We start from the raw sequence: 22,696 nt of genomic DNA, 5'->3' as shown, positions 1-22,696 counted from the left end.
GTCGCAGACTTGTCGAATATTGCCGGACGTTGATGCGCGTTTAGCCGGCAACCTCAGGCCGGGGCCTGCCTGCTCCAGAATCGGGCGATTTCCGCGGGATTTTTGCGGTGCAGCTTCACGCAAAGGTGCGCCGCTATGACGCACGGCGCACTGGCCGATCCGCCGGGAGGGAGAGGGGGCCGGCGGCGGTGGAAAACCTCCCGCGCTGCGGCCTTTTGGCACGTTAAATGCTTGGAAAGCGTCGGCCGATGTTGGCCGGGTAAACAATCGTGCGGGGGCCTGCGGCCCCCACCTTTCGCATCATCTACAGAGAGGCTCAATGACCAAGTATAAGCTCGAGTACATCTGGCTCGACGGATATACGCCGACTCCGAACTTGCGCGGCAAAACTCAGATCAAGGAATTCGCGTCGTTCCCGACGCTCGAGCAGCTTCCGCTCTGGGGCTTCGATGGCTCCTCCACCCAGCAGGCTGAAGGCCACAGCTCCGATTGCGTGCTGAAGCCGGTCGCGGTGTTCCCGGATGGCGCCCGCACCAACGGTGTGCTCGTGATGTGCGAAGTGATGATGCCCGACGGCAAGACCCCGCACTCGACCAACAAGCGCGCCACCATTCTCGACGATTCCGGCGCCTGGTTCGGTTTCGAGCAGGAATACTTCTTCTACAAGGACGGCCGTCCGCTCGGCTTCCCGGCCTCCGGCTATCCGGCGCCCCAGGGTCCGTACTACACCGGCGTTGGCTTCTCGAACGTCGGCGACGTCGCCCGCAAGATCGTCGAAGAGCATCTCGACCTCTGCCTGGCTGCCGGCATCAACCATGAAGGCATCAACGCGGAAGTCGCGAAGGGCCAGTGGGAATTCCAGATCTTCGGCAAAGGCTCCAAGAAGGCCGCTGACGAAATGTGGATGGCCCGCTACCTGATGCTGCGCCTGACCGAGAAGTACGGCATCGACATCGAGTTCCACTGCAAGCCGCTCGGCGACACCGACTGGAACGGCTCCGGCATGCACGCCAACTTCTCGACCGAGTACATGCGTACGGTCGGCGGCAAGGAGTACTTCGAGGCGTTGATGGCGGCCTTCGACAAGAACCTGATGGACCACATCGCCGTCTACGGCCCGGACAATGACAAGCGTTTGACCGGCAAGCACGAGACCGCGCCCTGGAACAAGTTCAGCTACGGCATTGCCGATCGCGGTGCTTCCATCCGCGTGCCGCACTCCTTCGTCAACAACGGTTACAAGGGCTATCTGGAAGACCGTCGTCCGAATTCGCAGGGCGACCCATACCAGATCGCTTCGCAGATCCTGAAGACGATCGCCTCCGTGCCGGCCGACAAGAAGGCCGCCGCCTAAGATCCTCCCGGCCCGGGCTGGGGGGCTGGCCCGGGTTGGACTTCGATCCGCCGAAGCCGAAAGGCTTCGGCGGATTTTTCATTCTGATGACAGCCGTTGCGGAGACCCCTCGGACGTCATGGCGGGAAATTTGTCCATCGCCGCCGAAAGCGGGATAGAGTGCGCCTGGATGCGTGCAGGGCCGGGGACGGCTGGTGTTTGAAGGCTTCTACAAGGTGAGATTTCAGCTCGGCGACGGGGTCGGCCGGAGCGTGATGCATGCTGGCAACGGCAAGATGCTCGGCGGCAATTCGGCCTTCGCCCATATCGGCACCTACGCCAAGACCGAAGCCGGCGTCGACATCGTGATCAACACCGTCCGCCACAACCCCGATCCGACCTATCGCGCCATGGCGGGCACGGACGATGCGACCCTGCTGGCCAAGGGCTGGGCCGACGGCGATCTCTATCGCTTCAAGGGCGAGCTCAAGGAGCTGCCCGGCGTACCCTTTCAGTCGTTGATGACGCCGATCACAGAAGACGAGATGCCGATCGCCGGCGGCGTCGGCGAGGCCGGCATCGCCGACGGGCTCTACTCGGTGCATCTGCGCATGCTCGATGGCGTCGACGGCGGTCTCACCGGCGTGATGCTGCTCAACAAGGGCCGCATCCTGGGCGGCGACGCATCATTCTACTATCTCGGCAGCTACACCGCCGCCAACGGGCGCTGGAAGGGCCAGATCCTCAATCAGGAGCACACGCCGGCCAAGGACGACCCGATCTTCGGCGGCCACGAGGTCGGCATCGGCTTCTCCGGCACTTATGATGCCGAGGAGGCGGTCCTGGAGGCAACGGCGCTCGCCGGCAAGCGCAGCCTGCGCCTGACCGCCGCGCTCAAGCTGATGCACCGCGCCTGATCGCCACGGGAATCGCTGATGGAAACAATTCGCATGCTTTCGACGCTCGGCCTGATGGGCGCGATGCGCAGCCTGTCCTCCGCGTACGAGGCCGCGACCGGCGTCCGCATCGACGCCGACTTCGCGCCGACTCTGGCGCTGCTCAAACGGTTGCGGGACGGCGAGGCCGCCGATCTCGTGATCCTCACCCGCGAAGGGCTCGACGAGATGATCGGCGAGGGCCGCGTCGTCTCAGGGAACGCAGCCGATCTCGCGCGCTCCTTCGTCGGCATCGCGGTGCGGGCAGGGCAAGCACATCCCGACATCGCCACCGCATGCGCGCTGCGCGACACGCTGCTGGCGGCGCGGTCCGTGGCCTATTCGCGGCTGGGCGCGAGCGGCGTGTACTTCGCCCAGCTGGTCGTCCGGATGGGGATCGCGGCCCAGATCAATGCCAAGGCCACCATCGTCGAGCAGGGCTTTACCGCAGAGCGGCTCGTGACCGGCGAAGCTGACCTCGCCGTGCAGCAGATCAGCGAGCTGAAGCAGGTCGAAGGCATCGAGGTGGTCGGCCCGGTCCCGCACGATCTGCAAACGCCGGCCGTGTTCTCCGCCGGCCGGATGGCCAACGCCAAACATGCCGAAGCCGCTGACCGGCTGCTGCGCTATCTGGCATCGCCCGAGGTCATTCCCGTGCTGCGCCAATCGGGGCTGGAGCCTTGAATTTGCCGGGGCCACGACGCAACCTGGCGTCCATGCGGACTTTCCTCGTTGCCATCCTCCTCACGCTTGCGGCGCCGTTGTCGGCGCATGCGCAATCGGCCGATCTCGTCCTGTGCGACCGGGTCGCCGCCGACCCCAGCGATCCCGACAAGCCGGCCGATATGAGAGGCGTGACGGAGATTGCGGCCGCCGACGTTGCGACCGCCATCAAGTTCTGCAAGCAGGCCGCGCCGTCATCGCGACGCGCGATGTTCGCGCTCGGCCGCGCCTATGCGGCCAACCGGCAGACGGCGGAAGCGATGGCAGCCTGGCGCAAGGCCGCCGACAAGGGATCGAGTGCGGCGATGGTCGAGCTCGGTGTGGCCTACGGCACCGGCTCCGGTGTCGCCAGGGATGAAGCGCAGGCGCGCAAATTGTTCGAGAAGGCGGCGCAGGCCGGCAATCCCCGCGGCATCAGCAATCTCGCCGCGCTCAGTGGTACCGGCGGTGCCGCGCCGGCCGATCCCGCACAGGCGCGCGCATTGCTCGGCAGGGCCGCCGAGACCAATGCCGAGGCGCAGTACCAGCTCGGCGTGATGCTCTCCGAAGGTACCGGCGGGGCGAAGGACGACGCTGCGGCGCGCGCGCTGTTCGAGAAGGCGGCCGCGCAAAACCATCCCGGCGCGCTGGAGCGGATGGGTGCCTTCGCACAGGAAGGCCGCGGCGGGCCAAAGGACAAGGACGCCGCGAAATCCTATTACGAGCGCGCCGCAGCGCTCGGCGATGCGGATGCCAAGCAGGCGCTGGAGCGGCTGCGCTGTCCCTATGCGATCAAGGACAAGCAGGGCAAGCTCGTCACCACGCTGTGCTTCTAAAGCGCGTTGAACGCGCTTTGGATTTATTTGGGAGCATGGTCTCTTCGGAAAACCGCTGCGCACTTTGCGCCAACGCGGCCCTGCGGGTCCGGATCATGCTGTAGCTCATTTGTAGTAGTAGGCGACGTTGTTGCGGGCGTCGCGATAGGTCGTCTCGAGAAAATCGGGATATTGCGCGGAGGCCTTCGCCACCGCGCGGACGACGCAGTCCCAGAAATCGCCATCCCAGCTGAAATGCGTGAAGGTCGCGTCCTCGAACCTGACGGCGGTGATGATGGCCTGCCTGATCGCGTCGTCATCGGCACGCAGATGAGCGCGCTTCAGATAATCGAACATCGGTCCTTCATGGGCGTGGCCGCGATCCCAGCGGTATTTCGCGCTGATCTGCTCCGGCGTGAGGGTGCGGTTGACGCGGACCTCTTCGGCGGTCGGGCGCCCCTCGACCGAATCCAGCTGGGTGCGTCGGCGCCAAAGCTCGAACGCGGCATCGAGCAGCGGCTGCTTCGCCGCGCTTGCGATGAAGGTTGTGATCTGCGCCTCGGCTGATGGCTCCATGTGATCCATGCCGGTTTGTCGCGCGCCTCAACCGGCGGGTTCGAAGCCGGCTTGGGGGAGTGCGTAAGGGCGGCTCGCGACCGGCCAAACAAAAAACTCGAAAAACAACCCCATGCACAGTAGCCAAGTGTTTGAAATCGCAGGTCCGCAAATGGTGTGAAATCGCCTCCTGCGGAATTGCCGAAATCTATTGCGCCGTCGGGCAAAACAGGCGCATGATGGCATCATGGCAGGGTGTGGCTTCGCGAATGCCCCTGCGCGAAAAAGCCCGATGGTCTTGGTGCGATGGCGGTGCTAGGTAGCGCGTGCTTTCCTTCTGATATTCCGGGTCAATTGCGTTGCTGGACGGACTCTACAAGGTTGAATACGGGGTCAACGATGCCTTCGGCCGCAGCATCATGTGCATGCATGACGGCAAGCTGCTGGGCGGCAATTCGGCCTTCGCGCATCTCGGAAGCTATTTCGAGCGCGACGGCGAGATCATCGCCGAAGTCATCACCGAACGGCATAACGACGATCCCAACTACAAGCCGCTGATGGGGGCCGACGTCGCCTCGATCGGCGCGCGCGGCCGGCTCGTTGGCAACCAGATCCGTCTCGCGGGCAGCGCGGACACGATGCCGGGCGCCGGTTTCTGGGCCAATCTCACCCGGCTCGATGACGAGGGGTTGCCGCCGCAGGGGACGATTGGTCCGGGCGGGGTGGTGAACGGGCTCTATGCGATCCACCTGCGCGCGCTCGACGGCGTCGATGCCGGGCTCTCCGGCGTCATGCTGCTGATGGACGGCCGCATCCTCGGCGGCGATGCGTTCTTCTACTATCTCGGCTCCTATTCCTCGGCCGACGGCCGCTGGAAGGGCGAAATCCTCAACCAGGAGCACACGCCGGCGAAAGGCGAGAACCCCGTGTTCGGCGGCTATGAGGTCGGGATCGGTTTCTCCGGCACCTGCACAACGGACAGCGGCGAGCTCGAAGGCATCGCGCTTGCAGGCAAGCGCAGCTTGCGGCTGGCAGCATCGCTCAAGTTGATGCGACGGGCGTAGGGCGGTTATTCAAAGGTCCGGGGTGTCCGCTTGCGAAGATAAGCAGGCTGGCGTTCCGCTGAGGTCGAGGTCAGCACGTGACCCCATTGCGGATCTCTCGTTGAACTTCCGATAGCGGCGCTTCTGAACGAAGCGTCATTCGGTAATTCCGCCATTGCAGATCATCCTCGATCGCACCACCACCGTGTCAACCTGTGCCGTTCCGGCGAGGACGCCCAAAATTGCGAGCAGGGTGGATCCGTATTTTTACGTAACGGAATGTTAAGACTAACAATACCTGCCGTGCCTCAGATTTAGGCAGAGCACCGCCGCTCGCCCCCCAAATCATCAATTGCCGACCGCACATCGTTGATGGGCTGAACACATTTTGAGGAAACGACATGATTGGCATGATCCAGAATTTGCGCATTGGAACCAAGCTTGGGATCGCTTCGGCCCTGAGCATTCTTCTGGTGGGCCTGATGATCTACACCCAGATGTCCGGCAACTTGGCGGTTAAAAGAGCAAATCAGACTGCGACCGAGCAACAGACAATCGCGCTCACTGCTGCAGAGGCGAAGGCGGCGCAGCGCGGCATGCAGATCGGCCTTCGCGACATGCGCCTCGCCAATGGCCCCGAGAGCTTCAAAGCGGCGAGCGAGTACCTTGCGGCCCGGGTGACGCGGGCACACGGATTTGCCGACGCGATGTTGAAGCTGAGCCATTCCCCGGAAAATCGAGGACGCATGGAGAAGCTCAAGGGCGGTATTGGAGAATATGCCAAGGGTGCCCAGCAGATCGCAGCGATCAAGACCGAGATCATTGGGATCGAAGCTAAGCGCGTCGCCGGCGGCGAACTGCCGGCTGATGCTGTTGCAAAGATCGCAAAACTCAACGACGAGGCAGTCCGCGTCGCTCGCGAGGTGACTTTGCCCGTCGCGAACGAAGTTGAGGTGCTGGCCAACAAAATTGTTGAATTTTCGAAGAGCAGCGCCGATGAGGCCAATGTCACTGCCGCAAAGGAAATGGCTTCAGCCGAACTCATGTCGCTGGCGATCGGCCTGTCGGCAGCGTTATTGTTGGTCGCAAGCTGCGTGTTCTCGATTTTCAGCATTGCCCGTCCCATGCGCGCATTGAGCCTTTCCATGGAGAAGCTTGCCGAGGGTGATTTCGGAGTGGTGCTGCCCGGCCTCGGCCGTAAGGACGAGGTTGGCCAGGTCGCTGGAGCGGTCGAGAAATTCAAGGTGGTGTCGGCACAGAAGGCCCAAGCGGAAGCCGAAGCCAAGATCAAGCAGGACCAAGTTGCCGCGCAGCAGCGCAAGGCGGACATGATCAAGCTCGCTGATGGTTTTGAAGGCGCTGTCGGCGAGATCATCGAAACCGTGTCTTCGGCCTCGACCGAACTCGAGGCCTCCGCGGCAACGCTCACTTCCACCGCCGAGCGAGCGCAGGAGCTCACCACCATGGTCGCTGCGGCCTCGGAGGAAGCCTCAACCAATGTGCAGTCTGTGGCGTCCGCCACTGAGGAACTGACGTCGTCCGTCAATGAGATCAGCCGCCAAGTGCAGGAATCGGCGCGAATGGCCAATGATGCCGTCAACCAGGCCCGCACCACCAACGATCGAGTCGGCGAGTTGTCGAAGGCTGCCGCGCGCATCGGCGATGTGGTAGAACTGATCAACACCATAGCCGGCCAGACCAATCTGCTGGCTCTCAACGCAACCATCGAGGCGGCCCGTGCTGGCGAGGCCGGTCGCGGCTTCGCAGTCGTGGCTTCGGAGGTTAAAGCCCTGGCCGAGCAGACCGCAAAGGCGACCGGCGAGATCGGTCAGCAGATCACCGGTATTCAAGCCGCGACCCAGGAATCGGTGAGCGCCATCAAGGAAATCAGCGGCACCATCGAGCGGCTGTCGGAGATTTCGTCAACCATTGCCGCAGCAGTCGAAGAGCAGGGCGCGGCGACGCAGGAGATTTCCCGCAACGTCCAGCAGGCGGCGCAAGGCACCCAGCAGGTCTCCTCCAATATCATGGATGTGCAGCGGGGAGCTAGTGAGACCGGGTCGGCTTCCTCGCAAGTTTTATCTGCTGCGCAGTCACTCTCAGGTGATTCTAATCGTCTCAAGCTGGAGGTTGGCAAGTTTCTTAGCACAGTGAGGGCTGCGTAGTCCTGGGCCCGGATATCTGGAGGCAAATGCACTCGAGCGATATGAAGCCTTCAATAACGAGGCAGACCAAAAGCTCGAAAGCTTCTATGGAGGATGGCTTCTGTTTTCGCGAGCGCATGGTCCCTGCCGGCCGCCGCTAGTTTGCGGCGTCACGGATTTGAATCGTGATCGACGTGCTGACTTCCTCTGTTGGCCCATCGCTTCGGTTGACGCGGTGCGATGCATGTCGGCTCGAGAGGTTAGAGCGGAAGTTTGCAGCCGAGAGCCAGTTCGGCGTGGTGAGATACATGTGGTGAGTTGACACTTCCGGTGTTGGCCCTTCGCATTGCCCGGACGCCGTGCAGCGATCTATCTGCAGTTCGGGTCAGTCCGGAAGTGCCACGACTCCAGTCAAACCGGCTTTGTTGACCCAAGAGGACATGGAGGTTCGCGTTCTATGCCGATTTGTTCTCATTCTCGGCGCGACACCGGGGCTACTTAACCGCCCGCAGCCTCAGTTGAATTCGCGCTCGCCTGGTTCAATCTGCGGAACAATTGTGCACGTTGGAACTTAGTGATTCTCGCAACCTGAGTGCAGTACAGTGGACCGCGATTTCAAAAACGAAGTCTTTTCCAGCTATCAGCCAAATCCGACCAAGCCCTGCAATCACTGTGGCCGAAGGCTGGCCCTCGCGGTGAAGATGCTCAACCCGGATACCGGTGGAATCGTTCGCATGTTCAAGTGCCAGTGCGGCGAGCAAACCTGGACTGAGAACAAAGAGTAAGGCTGCCGCGTCGGCGCGCTCATGCACTGCGACTTCTGCTCTTGGACCATCAGCGAAGTAGCGGCGCATTTCATTGAGGGCCGCGTGGTTATCGCATCGAAGCTCGACTGCTGCGACCGGTGGCGGTTTCGCCGGAAGGCCGGGTCAGTTGCGAAGTCCTGATCTAAGAAATTTCGACCACGCGAGAGCCCGGTGCCGCAGCGGCTCTTTGACTTGCGAGGCGCGCCACAGACCAAAGGGCTTCGGTTGTATAGAACTCCCATCAAACGATTTCCTCGTCGGTCAAGGGGTGCATCGGCCCGCCGTCCGTGTTTGAGAACAGCCTCTACCGACCTGTGTCAGGCCGGGTTAACTGCGGACTTGAGTTCGTTTATTGCAGCTTGCCGAGCCACAGGGCGGCGAGCGACTGGCGACTGCGCACGCCGAACTTGGCGTAGATCGACTTGACGTGAAAATGCGTGGTGTTCGGACTCTGCTCGAGCTTTTGCGCGATCTGCCTTTCCGTGTCCCCTGCGAGCAGTCCGAGCAACACCCGGCGTTCAGCTGGCGTGAGGGGCGCGTTGGCGATGAGCAGACCATGGCTGAGCAATTGTTGACGGTGAAACCATCTCAAGGCGCGCATCACGGAGCCCAGACGCTGGCCGTCCTGTGCCGTAAAGCGGGGTTGCTGGGCATCACGAAACACGAACAGGCGAATCCTCAAATCGTCATTGAGTGCGATGCGCACGGAAATGCTGTCGGCGAAGCCGACATCCAGATAGTGCCGACGATAGTGCTTGCCCTCGAACCATGCCGGCGGCAGCGTTTCGAACAGCAGGCGGACGCGGAACGGCTCATCGCCCGACATTGACAGGATCTGCGACAGGTCGACGTCGTCCGACCAGAGCGTATCGTACTGCTTCTGCACGGATGCCGCGACCGCCGGTACCGGGTCCAGCACCCTGACGAGGCGCGGACGCCAGCCGAGCAGGGGATCGGCCCGCTTCGGCGAAGGCAATCGCACGACCACACCCCACAGCACATTGCGTGCCGACAACATGGTGCGCAGTGCGGACATCAGGTGGGTCAGCGCAGCATCACCATCGGCTACCGAGAAGTCGGCCAGTTGATCCCAGAGTGCATAGACGTCTTGATTTTGCGGATCGATGGGATCCGTGGAGAGAAGCATGTCATTCCCAGTGCGCGTGCAGAGTTTCTCTGACCTCAGAGGTCGCCGACCTGCGCGGGCATACATAAAGCACGGCGAACCACCTTTCTAGGTAGTTCTCAGACCTATCCAGTGGCGCGATATTCGGCGCCGTGACTGGGAAGACGGATTCTCTCAGCGTAGCGACATTGGGAGATCAGCGATGCGTACGACGACGGGCGCGCGCCGGCTTAGATGGCCCGGCGAAGGCCGGACGGACAGGCGATGGCCCGGCTCTTTCTTCGTCCTGTCAGGCGCTATTCCGGCACTCGCAGCTTCCACTGGCCAGGGTGCCGGCGGTGGAGCAATGAAGTGAAGAATACGCCTGCCCGTCGACAGCGCCGCGAGCTTCTGGTGCGATCAACTCTCCTGAGCGGCACGGCTTATGCCCTGATCAGTTGCACCTGTGCGCACGCCCAGACGGTCATCAATGTGTCCGACGGTGCCAGCCTGTCGGCGGCGATCGCGCAGGCCGACAGCAATGCCAGCGCGAGTTATGTCATCAATTTCCAGAACAACATCACGCTGACTGGCGCAGCGGCCGACACGCTCAGCGCCTTCAACACCACCAGCAACGTCACGGTGAATGGCGGCGGCTTCAGGCTGGACGGCGGTGGCGTGCAGCGCGGGTTCTTTGTCTACGCAGGCACTGTCGCCATTAACAATCTGACGATCCAGAACACCCAGGCGCTTGGCGGCGACGGGGGCAACGTTGGATTCGGTAGCGGGGGCGGCGCTGGCGGCCTCGGTGCAGGCGGCGCGCTGTTCGTGGCGAGCGGTGGCCATGTGACCGTGAGCAACGTCGTTCTTTCAGGCAACAACGCAACCGGCGGCGCCGGCGCTGTCGGCGGTGACGGCGTGCCGGGCGCAGGAACGGCCGGCGGCGCAGGCGGCGGTCTCGGCGGCCATGCAGTGGGCGGGTTCGCCGGTGGCGGTGTCGGACGCGGCGCCGATGGCGACACAGGGGCCGGAGGCGGGGCGGGCATTGTCGTTGGTGCGGCAAGTGGCGGACAGGGTTTCGGCGGCTCCCCCGGTGGCATTAACGGCGGAGGTGGCGGCGATGGAGGTGCCGGCGGGATCGGCGGAAGTCCCATATTCGGCAATGGCCAAGGCGGTTTCGGCGGCGGCGGCACTCATAGTGCTGCGGACGACAGAGGCGGCTCGGGGGGATTTGGCGGCGGCGGCGCAGGGGGTCACTCGATAGCGGGCCATCAGGGAGGCGCTGGTGGCGTTGGTGGCGGCGGCGGCGGCGGCGGGGCAGACCATTTGGGTGAGGTGGCCGGAACCGGCGGGAGTAGAGGATTTGGTGGTGGCGTCGGTGGCAACGGCAGCAGCATCGCGGCGAACGGTGGCAGTGGTGGAGGTGGCGGCGGCGGCGGCGGCGCCGGATTGGGCGGCGCCATGTTCGTTCAGGAGGGCGGCTCGCTAACGATCGCCGGCGCGTTCAACGTCAACGGCGGCAGCGTCGCCGGGGGAGTCGGCGGCACGGGCGGCAACGGTTTTGGCGGCGTGGACAATGGCACGGCGGGTAGTGGCGGTTCTGCTTTCGGAGCCGGCATCTTCCTTCAAGGCAACGGCATCCTCAACTTCCAGCCCGGCGGCGGCGCGACGCAAACGCTTTCAGACGGCATCGCCGACCAGACCGGTTCTGGCGGCACGGGTGTCGAGGCCGGAATATGGGGACTGAACAAGAACGGCGTCGGCACGCTGGTGCTCTCGGCGGCCAACACCTATAGCGGCGCAACGATGGTAGACGGCGGAACGCTGCGCGCCGGACACGCCGCCGCGTTCGGGACCAGCAATCAGTTTTCGGTCGCGGGCGGCGCGACGCTGGATTTGAACGGCTTCAACCAGACATTCGCCGTTTTGCAAGGCGCCGGCACGGTGACCGGCGCCAGCAGCACGATCTCCGGCATGTTTACGCCTGGCAACGGCACGCCGGGTTCGTCGATGGTGATAACGGGCAATCTCGCGTTCCAGGCGGCCGCGCAATATCTGGTCCAAATCGACCCCACGACGGCCTCATTCACGGTCGTCAACGGTACAGCGACGCTTGGCGGCGCTGCGGTGGGCGCCAGCTTTGCGCCCGGGACCTATGTGCAGAAAAAGTACATCATCCTCACCGCGACGGGCGGCGTCAGCGGTGCCTTCGGTGGCGTGATTACTTCCAGTGCGCCATCGAACTTTTCTTCGACGTTGAGCTACGATGCCAACAACGTCTACCTGGACATGGTCTTGAATTTTGGCATTCCAGGCGGCCTCAACCCCAATCAGCAGGCGGTCGGCGACGCGCTGACGAAGTTCTTCAACACCACCGGCGGCATTCCCGCAGTGTTCGCAAACATGTCGCCGAAGGGGCTCTCGCAGGCGGCCGGCGAGACCGGAACGGGATCGCAGCAATCCACGTTCAACGCGATGAACCAGTTCATGGGCGTCATGACCGACCCGTTCATTGCCGGACGCGATGACGGCGGAACTGCCGGCGGCAACGCCCCCGGTTATGCCGACGAGGAAGCGCTCGCCTTTGCCGCGAAGAAGCGCAATCCGAACGATGCGCTGGCGGCGATTTACACCAAGGCGCCAGCTGCGGTGCCGTTCCAGCAGCGCTGGAGCGTGTGGGCAGCCGGCTTCGGCGGCTCGCAGACGACCGACGGCAATAACCTGACCGGCTCCAATGCGGCGACGTCGCAAGTCTACGGCACAGCTGTTGGTGCCGACTATCGCTTCTCGCCGTTCACCATCGCCGGCTTCTCGCTGGCCGGTGGCGGCACCAGTTTCAGCGTGGCCTATCACGGGACCGGGCGTTCCGACCTGTTCCAGGCCGGCGCTTTCATGCGGCACACTATCGGCGCCGCTTATTTCTCCGGCGCACTCGCCTATGGCTGGCAGGACGTCACCACCGATCGCACCGTCACCATCGCCGGCATCGATCGGCTGCGTGCGCAGTTCAACGCCAATGCCTGGTCCGGCCGTGTCGAGAGCGGTTACCGCTTCGTGGCGCCCGTGATCGGCGGGCTCGGATTCACGCCCTACGCGGCGGGCCAGTTCACCACATTCGAGCTGCCGGCCTATGCGGAAGGTGTCGTCTCGGGCACCAACAATTTTGCACTCGCTTACAGTGCGAAGAGCGTGACCGCGACCCGCAGCGAACTCGGTCTGCGCACCGATAGATCCTTTGCCGTGCAGAGCGCGATGCTGACGCTGCGCGGCCGCGTGGCCTGGGCGCATGATTTCAATTCCAACCGCGGCGTTGGCGCGACGTTCCAGACGTTGCCGGGCGCCAGCTTCTTCGTCGACGGCGCGGTGCAGGCATCCGACTCCGCGCTCGTCACCGCATCCGCGGAAACCAAATGGATGAACGGCTGGTCAACCGCCGCGACATTCGAAGGCGAGTTCTCCGACGTCACGCGCAGCTACGCCGGGAAAGGCGTGGTGCGATATGCGTGGTGAACTCCTGAGGCTGGCAGCGGTGCCGTCGGAAATGATCAGGCCGCGCGATCACGTGATGACGCTCGGCGTGAACTACAATTTCGATTGGACTCCGTTCCCGGGACGGAGTGCGCTTGAGAAATGAGATCGATTGGCGCGCTGTTGAGATCGCGAAGAAGCGGCGGCGCGCGGGCGCCGCCGACCCGAATGACGCTGTCTGCTTGCTACCGAGCGTCATTCTTACTGAAAGACGAGTCGAGAGCGTGACGATGAGGACGCACTGCTACCGTTCTCGAAAGCTATGAATACAGTCGATAACTTAAAAAACAGGTGGGCTTTAATGAAGAAGATATTGATGGCCTCGGTGGCCTTACTGACTATGGTTGGCTCATCATCGGCCGCTGACTTGTACGCAAAGGCGCCGGCCCATGCCGCTCCGGTTTTCAATTGGACAGGTTTCTACGTCGGTGTGAACGCCGGATATGGCGGCGGTGAATCGGCAATCATCACTGAGTCTCCTTTCGGGAGCGGAGTGTTGGCCCTCAAGTCGAACGGATTTCTCGGCGGCGGCCAATTTGGTTACAACTGGCAGGCCGCACAGTTCTTGTATGGCTTCGAAGCTGACATTCAGGGCACCGATGTGAAAAGCAGCCTCGGGATCCCCGCGCTTTTTGGCGGCGCCGCCGGCACGACGGTGGATTATTTCGGTACGATTCGCGGACGCATTGGTTTCCTGCCGTGGGAGCGTTTCGTCGTTTACGCGACGGGCGGTCTCGCCTATGGACAGACAACAACCAACAGCGGCGTTCCACTCGGGACGAATACGAAACTCGGTTGGACCGCCGGCGCCGGCTTCGAATACATGATCGCACAAAACTGGTCTTTGAAGACCGAGTACCTTTACGTTGACCTGGGCAAGGACGCATTCAACCTAGATCAATTTGGCCTTCCCCCAGGCACCGGCTTCTCTGTCAGCGAAAAAACAGACATGCACGTCGTGCGCGCTGGTGTGAACTATCATTTCTAAGCGAACGAAGCTTAAGCGAACGAAGCTTTCAGACGTTGGCTGAGAACGAGACGCAAGAGGGGCCCCGGCGACGGAGCCCCTCAGTTATTTTTCACACTGCGTTGGTTTGCATTTTCTCGGCGTCGAAGGAGTGAAGCCTCGATGCCCTGTCACCGTACTGCTGCTTCACTGGAGCTTTTTTGTCATGCTTCGACGTCGTCACGGCGCCGGACACGCCGCTCCATTCTTCACCCACGCCTCCACCAGCGCGCCGGCCTGCTCTTGCGTACCCGGCACGGGCGAGCGGCCGAAGCCGGGCTTCCAAGCCCAGCCGACGAGGGTGTCCTTGCCGATATGGTCGATCAGGTCTTCCACCTTGCGCCCGCCATTGCGCGCGGGATCCCTGATCTGCTCGCAGATCTCGCCGACGGTCTTGCCTTCCCAGGCCATCTCGCGCGGGGCGAGATGCCAGTCGGGATGGCCGGGCATGCGGCCGGGCTCGAAATTGGCCTTCTGGTGGCAGCTGTTGCAGCGCATCGCCTCGAGGCCGTGGCCGTCAGCGCCGCGCGTGACCGGCGGCTGATGCAGGCGGGCATTGTCGCCCTGGTGCGGCCTGTCGCCGGCCGGATGGCAATTGGTGCAACGCGGATGCGTCAGCACCTTGCCGAGCTCGGTGAAGATTGCGGCCGAACGCTTCTCTGTGTCGCCGATCGCGGCAAAACTCTCGGGCGAGGCGAGGGCGTGGCTTGCCGTCTCCGACGCCGCGTAGCCCGCACTGAGACTGCCGGCGAGCGCGGCGACCACGGCAATCATCTTGAACCGCACGTCGGACATCATGATGCGTGTCACTTGGTGGCCATGAGGTAGCGCTTCGAGTCGGCGAGGATCACGTCCCGCACCGCCTCGTGATATTTGACGTAGCCAGTGCAGCGACAGAGATGACCGTCGAGCGCGTCCGCGATGGTCTGCTCCAGCGCCTCGCGCGCGACCGGTGTCCGTGACAGGCGCTCCAGCAAGACCTGGCCCTCATTGAGGAAGCCCGCGGTGCAATAGCCGCACTGAAAGGCGAAATGCGCGATGAACGCCTTTTGCAGGGTCGAGAGCTCGCCGTCCCTCGCGTGCCCCTCGACGGTGCGGATCGATTTGCCGTCGAAATTCATGGCGGGCGCGACGCAGGTCGGGCTGGTGGTGCTGGTGCCGTCGGGCGCGTCGACGATGACGGCGCAGCTCAGGCATTGCGCGGCGCCGCAGCCGAACTTGGTGCCGGTCATGCCCAGCATCTCGCGCAGAAAATCGTTCATCGAGAGATCGTCGCGGACGTCCATCGGACCGTGCTTCTGGCCGTTGATGGTGAGGCTGAGGGTCGTCACGCGAGCACTCCCTTCAATAGGCTTGCGGTGACCGGCAGCGCACGGAAGCGATGGCCGGTGGCGTCGTGGATGGCGTTGATCAGCGCCGGCACGATCGGGATCATCACGACCTCCGCCATGCCCTTCGGCGCTTCGTCTGGTACTAGCGGCTTCAGCATCTCGATCTCGAGATCGCGGAGCGGCAGGTCGGAGCCGCGTGCGACCAGATAGCGCCCGAGATTCCATTCGCCATTGCCCGGCCCGCCCTCGAACGGGGGCAGGGTTTCGAGCAGCGCGTAGCCGACGCCCATGGCGAAGCCGCCCTGGGCCTGGCCCATCACCACCTCGGGCACCAGCGCGGTGCCGCATTCGAAAACGCTATAGGCCTTGGCGATGCGAAGCGCGCCGGTTGCGCGCTCGATCTCGACGCGGACGACCGTGCCGCACATCGAGGTGTAGGCGGTGCCGATCCGGTTGTTGTCGGTCGGCGGAAACTTGACGCTGCTGCGGTTGATCCGCTCGAACTTGCCGTTGCCTTTGCGGATCGCCAGCGCGTCGATCTCGGCTCGGTATTGCTCGCCGGACAGCGGGAAGCGTGCCCGCGACCACGCCCAGCGCGAGAAGCTGTGCGCAACCGCACCGGTGACGAGGCCGCGCGCGTGAGCTGTCGCCGCGAGCGCAGGGAGGGCGAGCGGTTCGAGGCCGGGCATGGTGAGCTGGCCGTTCTGCCAGCTTGCGCCGGCCCATTGCCCCGCGCGCGGATCGGTCTTTGCGATGCGCCACAGCTCGAGCGCCGCGGGCCACAGGCCGAAGCGGAAAATCACGCGGGCGGCTTCCGCGGCGGAATGCGTGCCGACATGCGCGCCGATCGAGGAGCTCGTCGGCGAGCTGATCGCGGGCACCCAGCGCGGGTTCTTCTCCGCGGCATCCTGGGTCTTCTGGTCCATGGTTGAGGGATCGCCGGATGTGACCAGCCCGAGTACGTCATAGCTGTCGACGCGGGCGACCGAGACCTCATCGGCGATGGCGCCGAGATGGCCGGCGACCCGGTTGGCCAGCGCCGTCCCGATGCCGTTGCCCATCTCGACATGATCGCAATAGATGACGATCTTGCCGTCAGGTCCAAGCTCGACGCGTCCGAGCGAGCCGTCCGCGCCGGAGCCATAGTCTTTCGTCACGCATGCGACGCCGGTGCCGACCAGCCGATCCGACGAGGTCTGCTTGAACTGCGCCCGCTGCTGCCAGATCGGATGCTTCTCGAGCTTGTCGAGGATTTCAGGCGTGCGCACCGAGACGATGTAGGGATTGCCCGTCATGGTCCGACCGTTCTGGGGCAGCGCGTTACGCCGCCGGAATTCGATCGGATCGCGCTTGAGCTCGGACGCGGCTTCGTCGATCAGGACCTCCAGCGCCGTCATGGCTTGCAGGATGCCATAGCCGCGCATCGAGCCTGCGCTCACGCCGCGCGAGTGCACCGCGACGGTCCTGACGTCGACCTTCGGAATGTCGTAGATGCCGATCGCGCCGGTGGCTGCGACGATTGCGACGCTGGCCGAGAAATGGGCGAGCCCGCCGCCGTCGAGCACGTGATCGGCGGCGAACCCCTTGATCTTGCCGGTCGCGCGATCGATGCCGATGCGCGAGCGCATCTTGATCGAATGGCGTTTGATGCCGGCCTGAAATTGCTGGTAGCGGTCATGCGCCAGCCGCACCGGCTTGCCGGGAAAGCAGACCGCCGCGAGCGCAACATAGAGAATGAAGGGCGTGTGATCGCGGCCACCAAAGCCGCCACCGACATGGGCGAATTGCGCGTTGATGTGCGCCGGCTTGTAGGGCGCGCGGGCCTTGCCGAACAGATGCGCGATCGACTCCGCCGCCTCGTAAGGTGACTGTACGCCAAGCAGCAGTTCGAGATTGCCGCCCTTGCCGTCGTACCAGGCGAGCCCGCATTCCGGCTCCAGGAACATCGGGTCGACCGATTGCGTCTCGAACTCGCGGTCGAGCACCAGCATCGAGGCGTCATTCGCTGCAAGCTCGGCGCGGATCTGCTCGCCATGTTTCGCCGCCTTGGCGTAATCCGCCGGCATGTCCTTCGCGAGCGGCGACCACACCGGTAGCGCCGCGCTCTGCACCTTCTTGGGCGAGACCCAGCCGGCCTGGAGCGGCGAATAGACATCCGGTTGGTCAGGCGAGGGACCTGCCACGCGGGTGAAGCGGAAGGCCCCGTAATCGGGGACGACGACAGGCCCGGTCTCCTCGCCGAATTGGACGAACGTGCCGTCGCGCAGCGCGAGACGCGCCTGGTCGAAGGCGTCGAACTTTTCGAAGATCAAAAGCGCGACCGGCTGTCCCAGATAAAGGGGCGTCTTGCCGATCGGACAGAACAGGTCGCCCGCATAGAATTCCGGCACCTGCGTCCCGATCCGGTCGAGATCGGCGGCTGTCACCACCACCGACGGCTTGAGCGCGCCGCCGAGGCGGGCGAGGTCCAGTCCGGTATAGACATGCGTGGCGTCGTTGGCGCGGACCAGGATCGCGTGCGAGGTGGTCTGTGGCCAGCCCTGCAGATCGTTGGCGCGGAAGTCGGAAGCGTAGAGCTTTGCGCCGGTGACCTTGGCGACGCCGTCGACACGGCCGGCGCCCGTTGTCGCGGGATTGAACTTGCCGCGTCCGGGCAGCGTCTCGTGCGCTGCGAAGGGCACGCCCGCCGCGGACGCCAGATGTGACAGGCTGACCGAGATGCCTCCCGCCGACAACCACTTCACGAACTCACGTCGCGAAGGCCCCATGATCATATCCTTGTACAGAGTTTCGAGAACATCGGGATGCGGCCAGCATGCGATGTCCGGAGGGCATGGGTCAGCGCCTGCGCGAATCCGTCACGATGCATCATGCGACGATAGAACGGGTGAGAAGGTTTACAACCGCTGAATGTCGTGCGCTCGCAGATCGAATTGTGGTTTCGTGCTTGCTTTGAAATCGAATCGAACGGAAGACGGTCCGGCAACAGGGGGCGCGATTCAAATGCAGCACGATCCGAACGGTGCGTGTTCAGTCACCAGCACCATGGGCACGACGACATTGTCGCGCCGCCAATTGCTGGATTGCGGTCTCAAAGCGGGCGCGTTGTCGCTGTTCGCAGGTGCAGCGAATGCCCAGCACGCCGTGCACGACCATGCAGGCACGTCCCACACCGCGGACATGTCGCCGACCATGGGAATGATCGCTGATACGCCCGTTCCCGCCATGGACCAGCCGCTGATCGAGCCCGAGGTGCGGCGGTCCGTCAATGGCGTGCTGAGCACGACCTTGCGCGTCGGCTATGCCTATCGCCAGATCGGCGGCGTCCGGCTCTATGTCAGGTCCTATGAGGGCGGCAGCCCCGGCCCGACCTTGCGCATGAAGCCCGGCGATACGCTGCGCATCAAGATGATCAACGATTTGCCGCCGAACCGCGATGGATTGCCGGCCGACATCAGTCATCCGCACCAGTTCAACAACACCAATTTCCATTTCCACGGCGCGCACACCAGCCCGAGCGGGATTTCCGACAACGTCATGCGCTCGATGGCGCCGGGCCGCAGCTACAACATCGAAATCACGCTGCCGGCCGATCACACCAGGGGCACCTACTGGTATCACCCACATCACCACGGCAGCGCCGACATCCAGATGTCCTCCGGCATGGTCGGCGCCGTCGTCATCGAGGGCGATTTCGCCGAAATTCCAGAGATCGCGACCGCCCGCGAACGCCTCATGGTGCTGACCCAGGTGGTCTACGATGCCAATGGCATGGTCGAGAATTTCGAGACGCTGTTTCCCGAGACTGCGACGCGCTTTCTCGCCATTAACGGCCAGCGCCGGCCAATGATCGAGATGCGGCCCGGCGAGGTGCAGCGCTGGCGCATCCTCAATGCCGCCTATCAGGACGACATGCTGCTCGACCTGGAAAAGCACGATCTGCAAGCGATCGCCTATGACGGCATCCAGCTCGGCGCCATGCAGCCGCTCAAGCAGGTCCTGATCGCGCCCGGCCAGCGTGCGGACATTCTGGTGAAAGCAGGGAGCCCCGGCACCTACGCCTTCAACGCCTCGCCCTACGACCAGGGCCATCCTTCGCCAGTGGGACCGCTGGCGCGGGTCGTGGTCTCAGGCGCGCCGATGGACATGAAGCTGCCGCGGGCCCTGCCGCCGGCGCCGCTCGCGACCATCAAGGATTCCGAGATCACCAACCGTCGCAAGGTGGTGCTGTCGGCGACCGCGCCGGAGGCCGATGCCGCCGGCCATTGGCAGGAATTCGAGTTCTTCGTCGACGGCAAGAAGTTCGACCCTGGCCGTATCGATCAGCGGGTCAAGCTGGGTGCGGTCGAGGAGTGGACCATCGTCAACACCCATGAGCATGACGACCACGTGTTCCACATCCACACCAACCCGTTCCAGGTGATCTCGGCCAATGGCAAGGCGCTGGCGGTGCCGGAATGGCGAGATTCCGTGATTGTGGAGCGCAAGGGCGGCCAGGTCGTGTTCCGCTCGCGCTTCATCGATTTCACCGGCGTCTACATGCTCCACTGCCACATGATGAACCATGAGGAGATGGGCATGATGCAGACCGTGGAGGTCTACAAGGCCTAAGCTGCGGGTCGAATTGCGCGAATTCGGCGGCGCGCGGGGCTGATCCGGGTCCGGCCGGGCTTCCCCTGGCGGCCGGCATGGCCTATGACGCTGCAACGCAACAATCCCCCAAAAAGACCCCATGATCCGCCTCGACAACGTCAGCAAGCAAGCCGGCCACCAGATCCTGTTCATCGAAGCGTCCGCCGCCCTCAACAAGGGCGAGAAGATCGGCCTCGTTGGCCCGAACGGTGCGGGCAAGACCACGCTATTCCGGATGATCGCCGGCGAGGAACTGCCCGACGAGGGGCAGGTCTCGACCGACCGCGGCATCACCATCGGCTATTTCAACCAGGACGTCGGCGAGATGGCCGGCCGCAGCGCCGTGGCCGAGGTCATGGACGGGGCGGGACCCGTGAGTGCGGTCGCGGCCGAGCTGCGGGAGCTCGAGACCGCGATGGCCGATCCCAACAAGGCCGACCAGATGGACGAGATCATCGCGCGTTACGGCGAGGTGCAGCACGCGTTCGAGGAGCTCGACGGCTATGCGCTCGACGGCCGTGCGCGCGAGGCGCTGTCCGGCCTCGGCTTCAGCCAGGAGATGATGGACGGCGACGTCGGCAAGCTCTCCGGCGGCTGGAAGATGCGCGTGGCGCTGGCGCGTATTCTCCTGATGCGCCCCGACGTCATGCTGCTCGACGAGCCGAGCAACCATCTCGATCTCGAAAGCCTGATCTGGCTGGAGAAGTTCTTGCACGACTACGAAGGCACGCTGCTGATGACCTCGCATGATCGCGAGTTCATCAACCGCGTGATCTCGAAAGTCGTCGAAATCGATTCCGGATCGCTCACCACCTACGCCGGCAATTACGAGTTCTACGAGCAGCAGCGGGCACTGAGCGAGAAGCAGCAGCAGGCGCAGTTCGAGCGCCAGCAGGCCATGCTCGCCAAGGAGATCAAGTTCATCGAGCGTTTCAAGGCGCGCGCATCTCATGCGGCACAGGTCCAGAGCCGGGTGAAGAAGCTCGACAAGATCGAGCGGGTCGAGCCGCCGCGCCGCCGCCAGACGGTGGCATTCGACTTTCCGCCGGCGCCGCGGTCGGGCGAGGACGTCGTTGCGCTCAAGAAGGTGTTCAAGGGCTACGGCAGCAAGCGCATCTATGACGGGCTCGATTTCATGATCCGCCGCCGAGAACGCTGGTGCGTGATGGGCGTCAACGGCGCCGGCAAATCGACGCTGCTCAAGCTCGTCGCCGGTGCGAGCGAGCCGGACGAGGGCACGGTCGCGGTCGGCGGCAGCGTCAAGATGGGCTATTTCGCCCAGCACGCGATGGATTTGCTCGATGGCGAGCAGACGGTGTTCGAGTCACTCGAATACGCGTTTCCGACCGCCGGGCAGGGCTCCCTGCGCGCGCTCGCAGGCTGCTTCGGCTTCTCCGGCGACGACGTCGAGAAGCGCTGCCGCGTGCTGTCAGGCGGCGAGAAGGCGCGCCTGGTGATGGCGAAGATGCTGTTCGACCCCCCGAACTTTCTGGTGCTGGACGAGCCGACCAACCATCTCGACCTTGCCACCAAGGAGATGCTGATCGCGGCGCTGTCGGATTTCGAGGGCACCATGCTGTTCGTCTCGCATGACCGGCATTTTCTCAGCGTCCTGTCGAACCGCGTGCTGGAGCTGACGCCCGAGGGCATCCACCAGTTCGGCGGCGGCTACACAGAATATGTCGCGCGCACGGGGCAGGAAGCGCCGGGGTTGCGGAGCTAGTTCTTGCTCTTGCCCTTGCCCGCGATCGTGGCGATTGCCTCGATCTCGTTGGTCCAGATCCCGCCGGAATAGCCTTGCGGGAGCCGGGCAAAGAGCTCGGGCGTATCGATGCCGGTGGAGAACTCGCCTCCACTGTAGGGACCGAGCACGAACACTGCGCTGTTTGCGCCCTCCATGCGCGCGAGGAAGCGGTCAGGCCAGCCCCATAGAAAGGGCGCGATATTGATCGGCACCAGCACCATCGCGTTCCGACAGGCTGCCGGCACCAAGCCGGTCCAGCCGTAGCCGATATAGCCGATCAGGCAGCTTCGGATTGCCGCGCGCGAGATCGTGCGAACTTCCGGGGTAAGGCGACGGATCATGTCGATGGGCTCGTCGCCGCCATAAACCATGATCGTCCGGCGGCGCTCGGCCGGCAGCGCGTTCAACACCGTGGCAAGTTTCTCGCCTTCGTATGCGTCGCGGCTCTTCACGTTGATGAGCAGCTTCCTGTCAGGGAAGGCGGCGAACACTTCCGACAATTTCGGCATCATCCCGATGCCTTTGCCGCGAAACGGAAATGTCTTGCCGCCGTCGGCGGTGTAACCATAGCCGATGTCGAGCAGCTTCAGCCTCGCCATGCTTTGCTCGCGCGTCACGCCGTGGCCGTCGGTGCGGCAATCGAGCGTCCAGTCGTGGAAGACGGCAAACTCGCCGTCGGTGGTCGGGTGCACGTCGAGCTCGACCACATCCGCGCCGGCGTCGAAGCTTGCCCGCATCGAGCGAACAGTGTTCTCCAGATAGTCGTGTGTCGCCGGCAACATTTGCGCGGCGGTGCAGGTGTCGTTCTTCACATCGCGCTCATCGAAGCGCTGCGCCATGCCGCGATGGGCGAGTAGCACCGGCTTGCCGTTACGATGAGGCGCCAGCAGACTCGTGTTGTTGACGTAGACGCCCGCGGCGACTGCGATCATGGCTGCCGTCGCGACTCTCAGTTTCGTGCCCACCGATTCTTCCCCCAATTCCGTGATCACCGTCGGCGGCGTTTGGGGTTGATTT

16 protein-coding genes are annotated in these 22,696 nt (G+C 63.7%); 10 read left to right on the top strand and 6 right to left on the bottom strand.

What is annotated here, in order from left to right; all coding sequences use genetic code 11:
• Positions 1 to 319: 319 nt before the first annotated feature.
• The 4 genes from IVA75_RS22635 to IVA75_RS22620 all read left to right on the top strand — a co-directional run bounded on the left by IVA75_RS22635 (position 320) and on the right by IVA75_RS22620 (position 3,806).
• A complete protein-coding gene (locus tag IVA75_RS22635; protein ID WP_007591833.1) occupies positions 320 to 1,354 on the top strand; it encodes a glutamine synthetase beta-grasp domain-containing protein in 1,035 nt (344 codons plus the stop codon).
• 194 nt (positions 1,355 to 1,548) lie between these two features.
• Positions 1,549 to 2,250: a GrlR family regulatory protein gene (locus IVA75_RS22630; RefSeq protein WP_027569732.1), complete on the top strand. Its 702-nt coding sequence runs from the start codon at positions 1,549 to 1,551 to the stop codon at positions 2,248 to 2,250.
• Between the two features lie 18 nt (positions 2,251 to 2,268).
• Positions 2,269 to 2,952 (top strand): substrate-binding domain-containing protein, encoded by a 684-nt coding sequence (locus IVA75_RS22625; RefSeq protein ID WP_247286337.1) that lies wholly within the window; start codon positions 2,269 to 2,271, stop codon positions 2,950 to 2,952.
• A gap of 32 nt (positions 2,953 to 2,984) precedes the next feature.
• Positions 2,985 to 3,806: a tetratricopeptide repeat protein gene (locus IVA75_RS22620; protein WP_247286335.1), complete on the top strand. Its 822-nt coding sequence runs from the start codon at positions 2,985 to 2,987 to the stop codon at positions 3,804 to 3,806.
• Positions 3,807 to 3,911: 105 nt separating this feature from the next.
• Here IVA75_RS22620 and IVA75_RS22615 read toward each other — a convergent pair whose 3' ends face one another.
• Positions 3,912 to 4,370 carry a hypothetical protein gene (locus IVA75_RS22615; RefSeq protein WP_247286334.1) on the bottom strand — a complete coding sequence of 153 codons (459 nt, stop codon included), beginning with the start codon at positions 4,368 to 4,370 and terminating at the stop codon, positions 3,912 to 3,914.
• A gap of 329 nt (positions 4,371 to 4,699) precedes the next feature.
• On the opposite strand from IVA75_RS22615, the gene IVA75_RS22610 reads away from it, so the two are divergent.
• Both IVA75_RS22610 and IVA75_RS22605 read left to right on the top strand, forming a co-directional pair.
• Positions 4,700 to 5,404: a GrlR family regulatory protein gene (locus IVA75_RS22610; protein ID WP_247286332.1), complete on the top strand. Its 705-nt coding sequence runs from the start codon at positions 4,700 to 4,702 to the stop codon at positions 5,402 to 5,404.
• Between the two features lie 380 nt (positions 5,405 to 5,784).
• Entirely contained in the window at positions 5,785 to 7,548 is a 1,764-nt protein-coding gene (locus tag IVA75_RS22605) for a HAMP domain-containing methyl-accepting chemotaxis protein (RefSeq protein WP_027569737.1), read from the top strand.
• A 1,134-nt stretch (positions 7,549 to 8,682) separates the two neighbouring features.
• Here IVA75_RS22605 and IVA75_RS22600 read toward each other — a convergent pair.
• Positions 8,683 to 9,546: a helix-turn-helix transcriptional regulator gene (locus IVA75_RS22600; protein WP_245287859.1), complete on the bottom strand. Its 864-nt coding sequence runs from the start codon at positions 9,544 to 9,546 to the stop codon at positions 8,683 to 8,685.
• A gap of 306 nt (positions 9,547 to 9,852) precedes the next feature.
• Here IVA75_RS22600 and IVA75_RS22595 point away from each other — a divergent pair, with 306 nt between their 5' ends.
• Entirely contained in the window at positions 9,853 to 12,948 is a 3,096-nt protein-coding gene (locus tag IVA75_RS22595) for an autotransporter domain-containing protein (RefSeq protein WP_247359469.1), read from the top strand.
• Positions 12,949 to 13,267: 319 nt separating this feature from the next.
• Entirely contained in the window at positions 13,268 to 13,954 is a 687-nt protein-coding gene (locus IVA75_RS22590; RefSeq protein WP_247286330.1) for an outer membrane protein, read from the top strand.
• A 198-nt stretch (positions 13,955 to 14,152) separates the two neighbouring features.
• On the opposite strand, the gene IVA75_RS22585 is transcribed toward IVA75_RS22590, so the two are convergent.
• From IVA75_RS22585 to IVA75_RS22575, 3 genes are read right to left on the bottom strand one after another with little or no spacing between them, the layout of a single operon-like run.
• Complete coding sequence (locus tag IVA75_RS22585; protein ID WP_247286329.1) at positions 14,153 to 14,770, bottom strand: Isoquinoline 1-oxidoreductase subunit; 618 nt, start codon at positions 14,768 to 14,770, stop codon at positions 14,153 to 14,155.
• Positions 14,771 to 14,778: 8 nt separating this feature from the next.
• Positions 14,779 to 15,303 (bottom strand): (2Fe-2S)-binding protein, encoded by a 525-nt coding sequence (locus tag IVA75_RS22580; protein WP_027569742.1) that lies wholly within the window; start codon positions 15,301 to 15,303, stop codon positions 14,779 to 14,781.
• Positions 15,300 to 18,071 carry a molybdopterin cofactor-binding domain-containing protein gene (locus tag IVA75_RS22575; RefSeq protein WP_247286328.1) on the bottom strand — a complete coding sequence of 924 codons (2,772 nt, stop codon included), beginning with the start codon at positions 18,069 to 18,071 and terminating at the stop codon, positions 15,300 to 15,302. Before IVA75_RS22575 ends, IVA75_RS22580 begins: the two co-directional genes overlap by 4 nt.
• A 235-nt stretch (positions 18,072 to 18,306) precedes the next feature.
• Here IVA75_RS22575 and IVA75_RS22570 point away from each other — a divergent pair, with 235 nt between their 5' ends.
• Both IVA75_RS22570 and IVA75_RS22565 read left to right on the top strand, forming a co-directional pair.
• A complete protein-coding gene (locus IVA75_RS22570) occupies positions 18,307 to 19,914 on the top strand; it encodes a multicopper oxidase family protein (RefSeq protein WP_247286327.1) in 1,608 nt (535 codons plus the stop codon).
• Between the two features lie 121 nt (positions 19,915 to 20,035).
• Entirely contained in the window at positions 20,036 to 21,658 is a 1,623-nt protein-coding gene (locus tag IVA75_RS22565; RefSeq protein WP_247286326.1) for an ABC-F family ATP-binding cassette domain-containing protein, read from the top strand.
• Here the strand turns inward: IVA75_RS22565 and IVA75_RS22560 are convergent.
• Positions 21,655 to 22,611, bottom strand: a complete 957-nt coding sequence (locus IVA75_RS22560; RefSeq protein WP_247286756.1) for a glycerophosphodiester phosphodiesterase family protein — start codon at positions 22,609 to 22,611, stop codon at positions 21,655 to 21,657. The genes IVA75_RS22565 and IVA75_RS22560 overlap by 4 nt on opposite strands.
• Positions 22,612 to 22,696: the final 85 nt, after the last annotated feature.

The organism is Bradyrhizobium sp. 134, from assembly GCF_023074155.1.
Classification (GTDB): Bacteria; Pseudomonadota; Alphaproteobacteria; order Rhizobiales; family Xanthobacteraceae; genus Bradyrhizobium.
Note: the sequence above shows the minus strand (reverse complement) of the source record. Positions and strands in the feature narration are given on the sequence as shown.